The sequence below is a fragment of the Halanaerobium saccharolyticum genome, assembly GCF_004362045.1.
In the GTDB taxonomy this organism is placed as follows: Bacteria; Bacillota; Halanaerobiia; order Halanaerobiales; family Halanaerobiaceae; genus Halanaerobium; species Halanaerobium saccharolyticum_C.
In genome coordinates this window covers 165,547-180,733 of the sequence record NZ_SNWX01000003.1, presented here as the reverse complement: position 1 = coordinate 180,733, position 15,187 = coordinate 165,547, and the positions used below count along the sequence as shown (strand labels likewise).

At 35.3% G+C, this 15,187-nt stretch carries 16 protein-coding genes; all 16 read right to left on the bottom strand.

The features are described 5' to 3' along the window. Window positions 1-40: 40 nt before the first annotated feature. The 16 genes from DFR79_RS03530 to flhB all read right to left on the bottom strand — a co-directional run bounded on the left by DFR79_RS03530 (window position 41) and on the right by flhB (window position 15,160). Window positions 41-475 carry a MarR family winged helix-turn-helix transcriptional regulator gene (locus tag DFR79_RS03530; RefSeq protein ID WP_133514124.1) on the bottom strand — a complete coding sequence of 145 codons (435 nt, stop codon included), beginning with the start codon at window positions 473-475 and terminating at the stop codon, window positions 41-43. A 154-nt stretch (window positions 476-629) separates the two neighbouring features. Then, window positions 630-1,163, bottom strand: a complete 534-nt coding sequence (locus tag DFR79_RS03525) for a tryptophan transporter (RefSeq protein ID WP_243727699.1) — start codon at window positions 1,161-1,163, stop codon at window positions 630-632. A gap of 153 nt (window positions 1,164-1,316) precedes the next feature. Further along, on the bottom strand, window positions 1,317-1,643 hold the full coding sequence (locus tag DFR79_RS03520; protein WP_243727698.1) for a rod-binding protein: 327 nt from the start codon (window positions 1,641-1,643) through the stop codon (window positions 1,317-1,319). A gap of 51 nt (window positions 1,644-1,694) precedes the next feature. Continuing rightward, the gene (locus tag DFR79_RS03515) at window positions 1,695-2,828 is read right to left on the bottom strand and encodes a flagellar basal body P-ring protein FlgI (protein ID WP_243727697.1); all 1,134 of its coding nucleotides are present in this window, start codon (window positions 2,826-2,828) and stop codon (window positions 1,695-1,697) included. Window positions 2,829-2,849: 21 nt separating this feature from the next. Further along, a complete protein-coding gene (locus DFR79_RS03510) occupies window positions 2,850-3,431 on the bottom strand; it encodes a flagellar basal body L-ring protein FlgH (protein WP_133514123.1) in 582 nt (193 codons plus the stop codon). A 13-nt stretch (window positions 3,432-3,444) separates the two neighbouring features. Then, window positions 3,445-4,416 (bottom strand): flagellar basal body P-ring formation chaperone FlgA, encoded by a 972-nt coding sequence (gene flgA, locus DFR79_RS03505; RefSeq protein ID WP_133514122.1) that lies wholly within the window; start codon window positions 4,414-4,416, stop codon window positions 3,445-3,447. Between the two features lie 38 nt (window positions 4,417-4,454). Beyond that, a complete protein-coding gene (gene flgG / locus DFR79_RS03500; RefSeq protein WP_133514121.1) occupies window positions 4,455-5,237 on the bottom strand; it encodes a flagellar basal-body rod protein FlgG in 783 nt (260 codons plus the stop codon). Window positions 5,238-5,404: 167 nt separating this feature from the next. Continuing rightward, a complete protein-coding gene (gene flgF / locus DFR79_RS03495) occupies window positions 5,405-6,157 on the bottom strand; it encodes a flagellar basal-body rod protein FlgF (protein ID WP_133514120.1) in 753 nt (250 codons plus the stop codon). A gap of 30 nt (window positions 6,158-6,187) precedes the next feature. Next, on the bottom strand, window positions 6,188-7,783 hold the full coding sequence (locus DFR79_RS03490; protein WP_243727701.1) for a DUF342 domain-containing protein: 1,596 nt from the start codon (window positions 7,781-7,783) through the stop codon (window positions 6,188-6,190). A gap of 22 nt (window positions 7,784-7,805) precedes the next feature. Next, entirely contained in the window at window positions 7,806-8,552 is a 747-nt protein-coding gene (locus DFR79_RS03485; protein WP_133514118.1) for a sigma-70 family RNA polymerase sigma factor, read from the bottom strand. Window positions 8,553-8,576: 24 nt separating this feature from the next. After that, entirely contained in the window at window positions 8,577-8,951 is a 375-nt protein-coding gene (locus tag DFR79_RS03480) for a hypothetical protein (protein ID WP_133514117.1), read from the bottom strand. After that, a complete protein-coding gene (locus tag DFR79_RS03475) occupies window positions 8,952-9,593 on the bottom strand; it encodes a flagellar brake protein (RefSeq protein ID WP_133514116.1) in 642 nt (213 codons plus the stop codon). Between the two features lie 17 nt (window positions 9,594-9,610). Further along, the gene (locus DFR79_RS03470) at window positions 9,611-10,504 is read right to left on the bottom strand and encodes a MinD/ParA family protein (protein ID WP_133514153.1); all 894 of its coding nucleotides are present in this window, start codon (window positions 10,502-10,504) and stop codon (window positions 9,611-9,613) included. After that, a complete protein-coding gene (gene flhF / locus DFR79_RS03465) occupies window positions 10,497-11,915 on the bottom strand; it encodes a flagellar biosynthesis protein FlhF (RefSeq protein ID WP_133514115.1) in 1,419 nt (472 codons plus the stop codon). Before flhF ends, DFR79_RS03470 begins: the two co-directional genes overlap by 8 nt. Continuing rightward, the gene (gene flhA, locus DFR79_RS03460; RefSeq protein ID WP_133514114.1) at window positions 11,916-13,988 is read right to left on the bottom strand and encodes a flagellar biosynthesis protein FlhA; all 2,073 of its coding nucleotides are present in this window, start codon (window positions 13,986-13,988) and stop codon (window positions 11,916-11,918) included. It lies immediately after the preceding gene. 113 nt (window positions 13,989-14,101) lie between these two features. Beyond that, window positions 14,102-15,160, bottom strand: a complete 1,059-nt coding sequence (flhB, locus tag DFR79_RS03455) for a flagellar biosynthesis protein FlhB (RefSeq protein ID WP_133514113.1) — start codon at window positions 15,158-15,160, stop codon at window positions 14,102-14,104. Between the last annotated feature and the right edge of the window lie 27 nt (window positions 15,161-15,187).

Here is a 15,187-nt window from a genome sequence, read left to right as displayed (position 1 = left end):
ATTATCCTCCAATTTTTGCAGTACCCGAAATTAATGATAACTAATTGTCTCTATTTTTAACAATCTGATACATCTTTTTTAAATTATCAAGTACTCTTTTAGCTTCTTTTTCTCCTATTTTATCAATAAAAATTTGAAACCACTGCTGATAAATATCATTTATTTCTTCTTTGACAGCCTCTGCTTTTTCACTTAAATAAATTAAATTAACTCTACCGTCTTCTGGAGATTTTCTTTTCTTTAAATAATCTTTTTCAATTAGTGAATAGATGGCCCTCGAAATTGTAGCTTTGTCTACTGCTAAATTTTCCTTTAGTTTGTTTTGACTAATCCCATCTCCATCTTTGTATAAATAAACAAGTAAATTTCCTTCACTGTGATTTAAATTATAATCCGCCAGCAAATTATCAACAAATTGATCATGATCTTTATACAATTTAGCAATCCATTTTCCAATTGGAGCATCAATTCTCATTCTTTCACCTCTCTGAAATTTAGTTGCAGACTCAACTATCTTGGTAACATAATATCAGATTTTAGTTGAGTATGCAACTAAAATCTGATTAAAATTTCATTAAAAAGACAAAAAAATAACCTCCCAAAAAATGAGAGGTTAAATAAAATCAAAATTATACAGCTTCGTTTTCAGTACCTTCTACTTCCACATCCATTGCAAAATCAACTACACTAAAGACTATAACTGCTGTTATGGTATTAACAACTGCTGCCGGGATTACTACTGTAGAAAATAAAACAGTAAATGGTCCGGGTAAACCAACTAACAAAGCAGCTGTTCCGAGGAAGATTCCTCCACTTAACATTGTACCAAATGCTGTTATAATTCCTGTAGATAATCTTCTGGATGGCAGTTTAACTATAATTGGAATCAAAGGATAAACTATCAGAAAAGTTAATAGTTTATCAACCATATTTGCCACCTGTCCTCCAGGAAAACCTGTAGTAAGAGCAGTAAAAATTCCAGTAGATACTGCTACAAGAAAACCTAATTTAAAATCCTGTTTAATGATCAATAAAATAAACATCATCGCTAAAGCAAAATCAGGTTTCATCCCCATTACAATTGGTGGGAAAAAGGCATGTAAAATAAATCCTATCGCTACCAACAAAGCCGCCTGTGCTAGATCTTTTGTACTAATTCTCATCTCAACTCATCTCTCCTTTTTGTTTTTACTAGTCTCATCTAATTTCTAAGCTAATCTCTATTAGCTTTTCTAATTGTATATCATTATACATCAGTTAGATTATATTGTCAAAATATTATTTTACACTAACTTTTACACTATGTTTATAATAAATCAGGAATTTTTTAACTGCTCAACCAGAGCCTGATTAAGTTCAGTCAGCATTCCCTGTTTTCCGGCCATCTGACTGTATTCTCTATACAGCATATCAGAAAAGACATCCTCTGCATAGCCACCATCAATCATTTTTTCATCTGAGAGGGTTTTTTTCATGGCTGAAAACATCTTTTCAATAAATATTGAACTGAACTCCTCAGCAACTTTTTCCAGTTTTTCTTCGCTTTTTTTAGAAGAATTTATTTTATTTTGAGCCTGGATTTGCTGCTGATTATTTAATTTATATTGAGCAATCTGATGATAATTATTGTTTAACTCTATCATTTTACCACCTTCTTTTTCGAAAATAGTAGTGACTATAGCAGATAACAGCTGCTATTGTATTTCTAGTTCTGCATGCAGGGCGCCAGCTGCATCAATTTTCTGGATAATCGAAATAATATCTCGTGGTGTGGCTCCAATTGCATTTAAAGCGGTTACAAGGTCTTCAATAGTATTTTCCTGACTGACAATTAGCATATTACTTTCCTGTCCCTGTTCAACATCAATCTGAACATCTTCAGTCACTGTAGTTTCTCCTTCACTAAATGCAGGTGGCTGAGAAACCTGTTCCTCAGTTGTAATACTTACAGATAAATTACCATGTGCTACTGCAACTGTTGAAATACGAACATTATGACTGAAAACTACAGTACCAGTTCTCTCATCAATAACTACTCGGGCTTCAATAGCAGGTGTTACTTGTAAACCGTTGACCTCAGCAATAAAATCAACCATACCATAATTAAAATTATCAGGCATGGAAATATTGATTGTAGAAGCATTTGTCGCCCGGGCTGTACCATCACCAAAATTACTGTTGATTGTTGTTGCAATCTTGCTTGCTGTTTCAAAATTAGGATTGGAAAGTACATAGGTCAGATTTTTTCCATTAAGGGTAGAACTAATTTCCTTTTCAACCAGAGCTCCTCCTGGAATCTTACCCACAGTAGGGTGGTTCATCTGTTCAGAATTACCACCACCTCCAACACTATATCCACCAACTGAAATTGGTCCCTGGGCAGAAGCATAAATTTCTCCATTAGGAGCCTGCAGTGGGGTCAAAAGTAAAGTCCCCCCCATTAAACTATCCGCGTCACCAATCGAACTCACTGTAATGTCCAGAGGATCACCATTATGAGCAACAGCTGGAAGCTCTGCTGTCACCATAACTGCAGCTATATTCTGACTTGCAACCTGACTATCAGTAACATTAACCCCGAAATTCTGCAGCATATTGGCAACACTCTGCACTGTAGCCTGACTTCGATTGGAGTCTCCACTCCCATTAAGACCAACTACAATACCATAGCCAATCAACTGATTTACACGCTGTCCTTTGATTCTGGTGATATTACCAATTTCCACTACCGGATTATTAGCTGCAGCTGCAGTACCGAACAATATACAGGCCGAAATTATTATAATTAAAAAAATAATTGAAGTATCTCTCTTTTTTAAAATAAACAAACTATCCCTTCTTTCAAATACTTAAAAAATAAAATTGAATACTCTGGTTAAAACTCCTGGATCCTGCTTATCTCCAACAACACCCTTACCTTCATATTCTATATTGGCATTACTCACTCTTTTTGAAGAAACCTCATTATCAAAATTTATATCCTGAGGTCTGATTACACCTTCTAAAATAATAGTCTGAATTTCTCCATTTATTTTGACTCTTTTTTTTCCCTTAATCTTTAAATTTCCGTTATCTCTTAGCTCAACTACCTCAGTAGTAATATCTGCCTCCAGAGTCCCACTTCTCTGAGTCTGTCCATCTGCTGATTCAGAATCAGAGTAACTAAAATCAAGAAATGGAATAAAATCTAACAATCCACCACCTTCAGCATTATATTCGCTGCCCTGACTGGTATCAGAATTAGCACTCTGAATAGCACTTGCATCTTCTTCAATAACCACAGTGATAATATCACCCATTTCATAATCTGGATAATCCTGATATAAATCTTTAGAATTATCACTCCAGAGTGATTTAGCAGCTGCAGAAGAAACAGCTAAAAATACAATTAATAGTATAATACTTGTTATTTTTAATTTCTTTAAACTCATTTTTGCACCTCACTTAATCAGAGATCATTTTAACCTCAGTTGGCGAAACCACCTTAACCTGAAATTGATAACCACTATTAAGATTCTCAACAGTTATAATTTCACCAATTTTTCCTCTTTCTTTAGCTTCTACAAATGTAGAAACATGGATATTATTAACTCTAACCTGCAGACTCAATTTCTGTCCCCATTTTACTGCATAGGGAATTTTTAAATAACTGGACCTTAACACCTCACCTTTTCTTATAGGACGTGAAAGCTGCACATTATTTATATCTATTTCTGACCAGTCACTAATCAACTCTTCTGGATCACCAGAAATAACCTGTTTTTTTACTTCAAAATCTGATTTTCTTAGCCTGGAGTTAATATTTAAATTCTTATCTGCAGTTAAAACTTTGAGCAGTAAATTTATTTTAACTGGATAATAAAAGCTGTGAACTTTTTCTTCATTCTGCCAGACTTCCAGTTTTAAATTTGTATTAGGCAGTGATAGATTTTGATTTTCGGCGACTTTAAGCTCATAATCTCCAGCTGCAATTTTAACCTGATTAAGAGAAGATCTACTTTCAATGATCAACTGTTCAGCTTCAAAATCAAGGTTAGATTTTAAATAATCCTCAACCAGAGCAAAAATTTCTGCTTCAGTTATCAGAGAGCTTTTGCGGCTGACAATTACCATCCCCGGCATCTGCAGCTTAAATTGATCCTTTTTATAACCCAGATTTTGAATAGTTAAATCTACCAGCACCCGACTTAATCTTTTTTGATAACCGGGATTAGGAGAAACTTTAAAACTTATTTTTTTTAATTCTTCTACTGCTGCAGCAGAAAGTTCTGGAGCCCTAATTTCTGCAATCTGTCCCAGAGTAATCTCCGAGGCACTAACCTCTACTTCTTCTTCTATTTTTATCTCGAAAGCAGCAGCACTAAAAGTTGTAATTATAAATATTAAAACTGTCAGAATAATAATTAACTTTTTCAAAATTTAACACCTCTTACTACTGCTTTATTGATAATTGATTATCTCTTTAACTGATTTGCAGTCTGCAGCATCTCATCGGCTGCCTGGATTGATTTAGAATTAGTCTCATAAGCTCTCTGGGCTGCAATCATATTTACCATTTCTTCAACGACTTTAACATTTGACATTTCTAAAAATCCCTGAGTAATTGTACCAAAACCACTTTCCCCAGGTATACCTGCCATTGCAGCTCCAGAAGCTACAGTTTCTGTGTATAAATTGCGTCCTTCACTTGATAATCCGGCAGGATTTGAGAAACGATACAATTCAATTTGTCCAACCTGCTGATTTTCCCCATTAACCTTAAGGTTAACCATACCATCGGAAGTAATAGAAATTTCAGTTGCCTCCGGGTTAATTTGAATAGGAGGAACTAATTGATACCCATCTGAGGTTACTATATTTCCATTACTGTCCTGTTTAAATGATCCATCTCTAGAATAAGCAAAATTACCATCTGGAAGTTGAATTCTAAAAAAACCATCACCCTCAATTACCATATCCAGCGGACTATCTGTATTCTTAATATTTCCCTGAGTAAATATTTTTTGTGTGCTGTTGACTTTTGACCCATGACCAATTTCAATTCCTGTTGGTATTTCTGCTCCCTGAGCATTTGGAGTACCAGGTTCTCTCATAGTTGTATAAATTAAGTCAGCAAAATTAATTTTAGACTTTTTAAAACCACCTGTATTTACGTTGGCAAGATTGTTTGAAATAACATTTATATTAGTTTGTTGTGCATTCATTCCTGTGGCTGATGTCCATAAAGCACTTATCATTTTAATCACTCCAATTTAAATTTTATAAATTATTCATTCTAAGTTTTAAATCTTGATCAGATTTAAATTGAAGTAGTAATGCTTAAAATTGAATTATAACTCTGCTGTATCACTCAGTCAACAGCAGAAAAGCCCCCTTTACAGGTCCAGCTTTTAATTTAAAATTATTAAGCCTTACCTACTTCATTAATTATCTTATTTAGTGACTCATCAATACTGCTAATTATCTTTTGATTTGACTCATAATGACGTGTAGTCTTGATCATCTTTGCCATTTCTTCTACAATCTTAACATTTGAGCCCTCCAGATATCCCTGTACTACAGCAGCCTGACTTTCTATTTGTTCTGCTCCTTCCTGAGCTGCATAGAGATTATCACCTTGCTGGATCAGATCTGCCTCATCTTGAAAATTAACCAGATCAATCTGAGCTCCCTGCAGACCATTATTAAAAGTAATCTGGCCATCTGTACTGACTCTAAAATCCTGACCCGGAATTAATTGAATCCTCTCACCTGCAGTATCCAGGACATAATTTCCACTCTGAGTTACAAGTTCAGAATCTGCATTAATGGTAAAATTACCATCCCGGCTGTATCTCTGACCTGCTTCAGTTTCAATTACAAAAAAACCTTCTCCTTCAACTGCAAAATCAAGATTGTTTCCAGTTTGTTTGAGCATTCCCTGAGACATATCCTTAAAAGAATTTTCCAGATAGGCTCCGGTTGATAATTCTCCAATTTCCTGATCTGGTTTACCGGCTTCAATCCGACTTAAAAGCATTTCCGGAAATGAGCGGGTTATGCCCTCTGATTTTTTGAATCCCGTTGTATTAACATTGGCCAGATTATTGGAGCGAATATTTGTCTTTTTCGCCAGAACATTCATCGAAGAAGCAGCTGTATATAAACCTCTAATCATTTTAACACCTCCTTTTATTTCTGATTGCTTTTATGCATTAGTTTTTTGTCTTAATTCTTTATTTACCTCTGTAAAGGCACATTTTGATATTTTGTTTCGAATAATCATTTTATCTTTACTGCTCAAAAGCTGTACCCCGGGAAAGATACAGTTATTAACTTTAATAACTGCTTCATCAGAAGCGGTCAGCTGTTCTTCTAACTCTTCAATTTCTTCCTTCAGTTCTACTTTTCTAGTTTCCAGCTCATCCTTTGTGGTCTTTAGTTTAGCAAACATTTCTTTTTTATTGGGTGGTAATTTAATACCTTTTTCTTTCATGGTCCTGAGTAAATCAACACTCTTAATTACTTTATCCAGGTTATCTTCCACTGTTTCCAGTTCATCTTTTGCAGCTTTAAAATTCTTTCTTAACTCTGGTTCAAGACCAATTTCTACATATGTTTTTGTAGCCAGACTGGAACCAATTATATTGGCTTCGATTACATTTTGAGCCATTACCCGGCCGCCAACAATTAAACCCTTGCCACCATTGACTATAATGCTGTCCTTAGCAGTTACATGACTGTGCATTATTGCCTCATGAACGCGTACATTATTAGCTTTAATTTCTGCATTTTCTACAAAACGGGCATTTACGTCACCTTTAGCCGTAATTTTCCCCTTGTTTCTACCTAAAAAACCTTTTTTGATTAGAACACTGCCTCCGCTTTCGATTTCTGCAGCAGCAACATTGCCGCCAACTTCAATATCCCCGGAAGCTTTAACTATAAATCCTTCTCGAACATTGCCGTTGATTTTAACACTACCTACAAAATCTATATTTCCCTCTTCCAGATCTACATCACCTCTGACCTGGTAAACAGGATCAATTGATATTTTCTGTCCATCTCTAATTATCTGCCCATCTTTAGCAGCATAAACGCTATTATCCTTACTGACAGTATTTTTAGCCCGGGGGAGTTTAGCTGTTTTTGGGGTAGGTGGTTCTATTACTTCACCAAAAACATCTGTTCCAGCTTCACCCTCAGTCGGATCAATCAGGGTTACAATTTTTTCACCCCGACGAACATTATTAATTAAATTCTTGGAGTGGAAATCCATTGTGCCATCTTCCCGCATTGTACCAACTTTCTTTTCCCTTTCTTCAAAATGATAGACTAAATATCCATCTTCTCCCGGCCTGGCTGCTTCTCCTTCGGCAATTACTTCTTTACTGACCGGCTGACGTCTTTTTAAGACCCTCTTTATTTTATTCTCATTTACCCCATAGCAAATATTCTTTTCAGCCAGAAGCTCTTTTAAATCATCATATGTAAGTTCTCTGCCGTCTCGGCCGGGAGTAAAATCAAGCAGAACTTTTAATCCATCTTTTGCAGTTTCAATACTTACTTTATCATCTTCTGAAGGTAAATTAATATTTTCAGCTGCTTTAAACCAGTTTTCGTCCTGGTTATTCAGCTTATCTTTTATTTTATCATAATCTGCTTCCATTATGCTATTTTTTTTTAAAAAATCTTCTATTTCCATTAAATCGGGATTATTTTCTAACCTTAACTTTATTAAAACCTCATCTTCAGTAAACTTAAGCAGACAATTTTTGTCTTTTCGATCAACCTGCTCTTCCATCACTTTGATTACCTACCTCTCATTAGAAAAAATATTCTTTAGATCTACTTAACATTCCCCTTAAGCGCCGGATTGCCTGGCTGTGGATCTGAGAGACCCTTGCAGCTGACAGTTCCATAACTTCTGCTATTTCGACCTGAGTTAATTCTTCGTAGTAATATAAAGTTAAAACCAGTTTTTCATTTTCGGAAAGCATATCAATTTTTTTTGTCAGTAAACTTACTGCTTCTTCGTCTGTCAGCTTATCAACCGCCTGATCTAAGTCAGCAGCAATTAATTCCATTAATTCAACACCTTCAAATTCATGGGAAAGCGAAATCCAGTTGGCCAGCTGACTGTGTCTTTCTATAGTATTCAATCTATCTTCTTTGATTCCTGCCCGCTTGGCAAGTTCAGATTGTCCTGGTTCTCTGCCTGTTTCTGCTTTAAAATTTTCTCTTTCCTCTTTTACCTGTTTGAGTTCCCGGCGCATATTATCAGGCAGCCAGTCTTTACTCCTTAAATAATCATAAATTTCTCCCTTAATCCTGGGTAAGGCAAAAGTAGAAAATTCAACTCCTCTTTGATAGTCAAATTTTTCTAAAGCCTCAATCAAACCAATAATCCCATAACTTTCTAAATCTTCAGCCTCAATATGATCTGGGAGCATAATAATTATCCTTCCTACAGCATATCTTACCAGTCCCAGGTGTTTTAATATAATCTCTTCTCTGGCCTGTTGATTATCATTAACTTTGTAGTTTTTCCACAGTGATTTATCTAAAGCCATAATAATCTTCCTTTAGTAAAAATATTAATTGTTGTTTTGCTGATAATCAAAATCCTCTGTATTAAGTGCTGAAAAACCTTCACTTTCAAATTCATTATCAACTGCAGATTCTTCAAATTCCTGATTTTCGAACTCAGCTGTCTCCGGATTAGCTTCGGCTTCTGCAGTTAAATCAGTCATTTCTGCCTCAGAATCGTTTTCGGCTTCCGGGTTATCTTTAGCATGATAATTTTTAATAAGATAAAAACTTAATTGAAGAAATAAAGCCATTAAAGTTGTATAGACAAGAAATCTTAATCCCAAGTAAAATACAGTTTCCAGGCTTTTCCGGACCAGCAAATTATAAACTACTGCAGCTGTATATGTAATTAGCCCTATAATAAGCGAATTTGCTAACATCTATCTCAAACCTTTTTTTCTGCTTTTTCGCTGATAGGCAAAAATCCACTGAATAATCTCTTCTCTCTGTTCTTCTTCTATTTCCAGAAATTCAATTCCATAATTATAGAGCTCATTATTTTCCCTGCCAATTCTCACTACCTTTGATTTAATAAACTCTTTTGGTTTTAAGATGTTCTTTAAGTTAATTAATATTTCTTCGCCTTTTTCAAATTTCTTTTTCAACTGAATCTTAATTCCACCACCACTTATATCCAGCAGACGTGCTTCAGCAACTTTTTTGGGGTAGTTTTTATCCTCAATCATTTTATAAACATCAACTGTCCCGGTAACATCCAGTCTGAAATAATCACGCCGCTGAATTCGAGTTACTGAATCAGATCCCTCGATTAAAAGTAATGGTATCGGTTTATTGGTTCTTTTTAAAATTTTGGACTCAAATTTATAGGCCGCCCGATCAGTAGTATAATAAACATTAACTGGCTGATTAAGTCTAATTGGGAGGGGGGAGCCTTCCCGATAAAGACCGGTAATAATAACTCCTGCTTCCACAAAATCAGCAACTTTACTCAAATAGTTTCCCTGATAGGTGCCTGTTAAAACCTCGACTTCAACTTTTTGGTTTATTTCTAACTCCTTCATATTCTCAACTCCATCAACTATTTAACATGTTTATTAAAAAAACCAACCATTTTGTGAAAATAACTTTTTACACCCTTTGCCTGCTGTTCTTTTTCTTCACCACTTATTTTTCTGGCTACTTTTTCAAAATCTCTGGCTGCTTTTCGATTTGAAAATATTTCTGCATAGGGTTTCTGTTTTCGTAGAGCAGCACTAATTTTACGATCATGAGCTATACTACCAATTAAAGTTAAATCCAAATTCAGATATTTTTTTACAGTTTTAATGATTCGATTTGCTGTTTTCTGTGCATCTTTTTCGTCTTCAGTCTGGTTTATAACCAGTTTAATAGACTTATGATATTCATGATTTGCCAGAATCTTAATCAGACTGTAACTATCCATAACTGAAGTCGGTTCTGTAGTCAATAATAAAATCAATTCTTCTGCAGCCAGGATAGTATTTACAATACTTTTAGCTGCACCAGCTCCCAGATCAATCAACAGATAATCATAATTTTTTTCTATCTGATCACCCAGTTCAATTAATTTCTGCATCGCATCATTCTGGATATCAATAAAACTGTCATCACCGGTAATACCACTTAAAAGTTTAATTCCGGCGGGACCTTCTATCACTGCATCTTCCAGACTGCATTCTCCCCGCAGAAGATGTCCCATATCATAATTGGGCTGTACTCCGAGCATTATGTCAAGGTTTGCCATCCCAATATCACTATCAATAATCAGCACTTCTTTGTCCAGCTTGCGTAAATTATAGGCAAAATTAACAGTAAAGGTTGACTTACCAACCCCACCCTTTCCACTTGCAATTGCTATGGTTCTGGTAGAAGAAGTATTAAATTCCTGGACTTCAGTTTCTTCCCTTTTTTTCTGCATTATTTCTTTAAGCTTTGCCGCCTGACTACGCATAAAAATCACCAAATAAATATTTATAAATCTGGTCAGCTGTTGCTGCCTCAAGATCTTCGGGAACATCCTGTCCAAAAGTCAAATAAGAAAGAGGCAAATTATAATTTTCTTTAATATTAATAATATCCCCATAACTGCTGGTTTCATCCAGTTTGGTCAGCAGAACCCTATCCGGCTCCAGCTCAGAGAATTTAGAAACAATACTCCTTAAATCACTGCTTTTTGTGTTTAAACTCAACAGAAGATGAACTTGATCCACAAAACTGTGATCTACATATCCTTTTAATCTTCCCAGCTGCAGCTGATCCTTCCAGCTGCTGCCCGGTGTGTCAATTAAAATTAAATCACAATTTCTAAACTGGCCTCTAATCATTTCTTCCAGCCTGGAACTGCTGTAACAGACTGCAAAAGGAATATCGATAATTTTACTGTAAGTCTGCAGCTGTTCCACTGCAGCAATTCTATAAGTGTCTGCAGTAATCAAACCAACTTTTTTATTTTTATCAACTGCAAAATGAGCTGCAATTTTGGCCATTGTTGTTGTTTTACCAACACCAGTGGGGCCAATAAAAGAAATTATTTTTTGGTCTGCAGTCAGATTTATTTCGCCATTATCTGCAAAATAAACGGCTAAAAATTCTTTTAATTGATTTTCAAAATCAGAATCATCACCATCAATTTGAGAATCCATCTGTTTTAAAAATAGATTTACATTTCTGCTGTCTACACCCTGATCCAGTAAATAATTATATAATTGATTGCTGTTATTTAACTTTTTGCTCTGATCACTGCTGCCAGAACTTTTATTCTGAAATTTATTTTGCAATTTCTGAGCAGCCGTTAATTGACTCTCTTCATTTTCAACTTTTTGCGGCTCTACTTTTTGCCTGTTATTAAAATCTTGTTTTTTATTATTCTGCTGCTGATTTTCTTCATACTGCTGACTATTTTTATGATGATTACTCTGCTGTTTATTCGACTTTTCGCTTAAACCAACCTTAATCTCTTCTTTATCCAGCTGGTCCTTACGATTCTTTTTTTCTGCAGCAGAATCGGCAGCAGTTTTTAAATCAGTAATAAATTCTTTGATAGCATTTTTGTTTTCAGGATCCTTACTCGCTGTTTTCTGAATTTTAGTTCTTTCAATTTTTTTAGAATTTCTGCCGTAATTTGATATTTCTACAATATCATCTGCTTCTTCACCTTTACTGTCTGAGAGTTCAGCTATTGAGTCAGCGCTTTTAGCTTCTAAAGCAGCAACAACTTCAAACATTTCTCTGCCAAAAAAACCAAAAAGCCCTCCTTTTTTAAACTTTCTCTTGTTTACAATAACAGCTTCTGGCCCCAGATCAGCTTTCACCTGAAAAATTACATCCTGCATTGTTTCGCCTGTATATTTTTTTACCTTCATTTACTTAACAACCCCCTGAACCTGTAGTTCAACATCAGATTCCAGTTCATTAAAAGAGAGTACTGTCAGATCGGAGAAAGTACGGTGTACCATCTCTTTAATCGGTCTTCTGATCATTGGTGAAGTTAATAAAATTGGTTCTTTACCCTGCTCTAATAACTGTTTAGCCTGCTGAACAATATTATTAATTAGATTTTGAGCTTCAGCTGGCTGTAATGATAGATAATTCCCCTGATCTGATTGTTCTAAGGAATTTGCAAGTTTTTCTTCTTTTTGGGGATCTATAGTAAAGACATTTAAGTTATTAGCTTCATCGGTAAACTGATTGCTGATCTGTCTGGATAATCCCTGACGAACATATTCCGTCAATATTGTCTGATCTTTTGTTCGACCTGCATGATCAGCAAGAGTTTCTAAAATTAAGACTAAATTTTTGATCGGAATATTCTCCCATAATAAATTCTGTAATATTTTTTGAATTTCTCCTAAGTTCATTAAGTCAGGCATTAACTCATCTACAACTGCCTGATTCTCTTCTTTAACATTATCAACTAACTTCTTAACTTCCTCTCTACCCAGTAATTCGAAGGCATGAGACTTAATGATTTCTGTTAAATGAGTTGCCATCACCGAACCAGGATCTACTACAGTGTAGTTAGCCATTTCAGCTCTCTCCCTCTGTTCAGCTTCAATCCAGATAGCGGGAGTTCCAAAAGCAGGCTCTTCAGTTTCTATACCCTCAATATCTTCAAAAGTATCACCGGGATCCATAGCCAGAAACTTATCAGCAAAAAGTTGATATTCGCTGATCTCAACTCCCTGTAATTTGATTTTATAGGTGTTTGGCTGCAGCTGTAAATTATCTACAATCCGGACCGGTGGTAAAATTATTCCTAAATCCATGGCAATCTGTTTTCTAATATTGGCTACTCTATCTAAAAAATCTCCCCCCTGTTCGGGAAGGACCAGAGAAATTAAATTATATCCCACTTCAATCTCTAATTTATCAACTTTAATTAACTGCTTAATTTCCTGCTCTTTCATTTCCTGTTTTTCTTCCGGACTTAACTCAGGTCTTTTCTGTTTTGCTTTTTCTTTAGGAGTCTCAACTTCTGCTATTCTAACAATTAAATAACCCATAGTAGCAATAAATACTGCCAGCACCAAAAAAGGAATCGTTGGTAGACCGGGTACAAAACCAAGTATCGTTAAAACAGATGCAGCTATAAAAAGTGCTTTCGGCTGTTTTAAAAGCTGTTCTGTCATTTCATTACCCATATTATTGTCAGATGCGGCTCTGGTTACAACCATACCTGTTGCTGTAGCAATTAAGAGGGCTGGGATCTGAGATACCAGACCATCACCAACAGTTAAGAGTATATATGTTTCGGCTGCCTGAGCAAAAGTCATTCCCTGCTGCAGCATACCAATTACCAGACCTGCAATAATATTAATAAAGGTTATAATAATCCCTGCAATAGCATCACCTTTAACAAATTTACTGGCACCATCCATTGCTCCATAAAAATCTGCTTCCTGACGAATCTTTTCTCGTTCTCTTTTAGCTTCATGTTCATCAATAATACCGGCATTTAAGTCAGCATCAATACTCATCTGCTTACCGGGCATCGCGTCCAGAGTAAAACGTGCTGCTACTTCTGCAACTCTTTCTGCACCCTTTGTAATTACCACAAATTGAATAATTACCAGGATTAAAAAGATAATCAAACCAACAACATAGTTACCACCAACAACAAATTCACCAAAACTCAAAATGATTTCCCCTGCATATGCCTGACCTAAAATCAGCCTGGTGGTAGAAACATTAAGTCCCAGCCTGAATAAAGTGGCAAATAGCAAAAGCGAAGGGAAAACTGAAAGATCAAGCGGTTCAGTTGTGTAAATACTCACCAGAATAACAACCATTGAAAAGGTTATATTTGCAGCCAGCAGCATATCTAAAAGGATTGTTGGAAGTGGAATAATAAACATTACTATAATTCCAACTACCATTAAAGCAAAAACAACATCCATATTTTTTGTTATATTTGTAAAAACTGCACTATTATCCACTAATAAAATTAACCTCCATCATTTAAAACAAAAGTAAATACATAAGTCATACCTATTATATCAACAATCAGGAGAAATTAAAACAATAAACTGGAATTAATACAGTAACCTTGCTAATTTCTATTTTGAAATATTTTTGCCAGTATCTCGGCAACTGCCTGATAAAGTTCTACCGGAACCTGATCTCCAATTTCAGTCATTTTATTCAATGAACGAGCAAGAGGTTTGTTTTCGATTATCTTGACCTCTGCTTCTCTTGCTTTTTCTTTAATCTTCTGGGCAATAAAATCTTCACCCTTTGCCACCACTACCGGAGCTTCCATTTCATCTAAATCATATTCTAGAGCAACGGCAATATGAGTCGGGTTAGTGATAACAACATCCGCATCTTTAACAGAAGACATCATCCTGTTCATACTCATCTCGCGCTGTCTCTGCTTACGCTGCTGCTGTATCATTGGATCTCCTTCCATCTCTTTTCTTTCCTGTTTAACTTCATATTTAGACATTTTTAGATCCTTATTATGCTGCCAGCGCTGATAGATTAAATCTGCAATTCCCAGAACTATTAAGGCAGCAATTATGGCAAAAGCCATCCGGGATATTAAGCCGGCTATTGCCACCAGTGATTCATTTAAACCCTGATGAATACTCTTTTCGAATATCTCAAGATTACCCATTAAAAATCTATAAGCAATAACAGCAATTACAGCCAGTTTAAATAAAGATTTTAGTAATTCTACAAAACCTTTAAGTGAAAATATATTCTTAGCACCTTTGATTGGATCAACTTTTTTTAAATCCGGCACCAGTGGTTTGGTGGTGAAAAGTGCTCCAATTTGAAGAAAATTGACAAGAACTCCGGCAGCTGCAGTAACAATCATAATCGGATAAATTGTTTCAACCACAGAAAAAAAAGCATTATATAAAATATTAAAGCTCATATTAATTGTAAATGGTTCAATAATAAAATTCTTAAAATAATACTGAATTTGATCCAGAAGTCCCAGAAATATCTGCTGCATCAAAAAATAAAGAAACATAAAACTCGCCAGTAAAGTAACAGCCTGTCCAATTTCTTTTCCTTTAGCTACATTACCTTCTTCTTTAGCTTCTCTTTTTCGTTTCGACGTGGGTTGTTCAGTTTTTTCTCCAGTTCCACCATCAGGCATACTCTTAACTCCTTTATTCTCTAATTA